Origin of the sequence: Clostridium sp., from assembly GCF_051656525.1 — a bacterium.
Classification (GTDB): domain Bacteria; phylum Bacillota; class Clostridia; order Clostridiales; family Clostridiaceae; genus Clostridium.
The window spans coordinates 1-1,060 of the sequence record NZ_JBOGCC010000057.1 but is presented as its reverse complement, the minus strand read 5'-3'; the positions used below and the strand labels follow the sequence as shown (position 1 = coordinate 1,060).

The 1,060-nt window shown below is 33.7% G+C and carries 1 protein-coding gene; it reads left to right on the top strand.

Going from position 1 to position 1,060, the window contains the following annotated elements; translation table 11 throughout:
* Positions 1–1,041, top strand: a 1,041-nt coding sequence (locus ACRDDY_RS02105) for an APC family permease (protein ID WP_438563319.1), incomplete at its 5' end; no start/stop codon positions are given.
* Between the last annotated feature and the right edge of the window lie 19 nt (positions 1,042–1,060).

The window sequence follows — 1,060 nt, the reverse complement described above, 5'->3', positions numbered from 1 at the left end:
ATAATGACTTATGCTATCTGCATAATAGCATCAGCTACTATGGCTGTTGGTTTTGTAACTGCACTTTCTGTATTTATTCCTTCAGTAGCTACTGGTATAACAAAAGTTATCGTTATTATTGCATTATTGGTATTACTTGCGATTATGAACTTCGCTGGAGTAAATCTTTCAAAAATAATAATAAATGTATCTACTATTGGGAAGATTATACCTTTTATTATCTTTATAGCTGTTGGTATTTTCTTTATAAAAGGAGGAAACTTTACCCCAGTATTTCCTCATGGTACATATACTCATGGTTCATTTGGCGCAGCTGCACTTCTAATCTTCTTTTCTTTTACAGGATTTGAAAGTATTGCTTTAGCTGCCGAAGATATGGATAACCCTAGCAAAAATGTTCCTAAAGCAATTATCATTGTAATGCTTTTAGTTTCAGTTATTTATATGTTAATACAAGCAATTTCTATAGGTGTGCTTGGTCCTAAGCTTGCTAGTGATTTAACCCCTGTTGCTACAGCTTCGTCACAAATGCTTGGTCCTTTTGGTGGAATACTTGTGAGCCTTGGAATCCTAGTTTCAATTATCGGAATTAATGCAACACAGTCCTTCCTTACTCCAAGACTTGGAATGGCTCTTGCAAATGATGGATTACTTCCTCGTGCTATGGCAAAACAAAGTAAACGAGGTGTTCCATACATCTCTGTAATAGTAAGTACAATAATAACTATTCCAATTGCACTTTCAGGAAGCTTTACTCACTTAGCATTAATAAGTGCAATATCAAGATTTGCGCAATACTTGCCAACGTGTCTTGCTGTATTAGTTCTTAGAAAGAAAAGACCTGACTTACAAGGTTCATTTAAAATTCCATTCGGACCTACAATTCCTGTTATCGCTATTGTAGTAAGCCTTTGGATACTATTCCAATCAACTCCTGAACAAATAATTTGGGGACTTGGTGGACTTATAGTTGCTATTCCATTATATTTCTTTATGAACTTCTACAATAAAAAATATGAAAATAATAAAATAGAAAAATAATAAAAAGGAAGAAGCTATA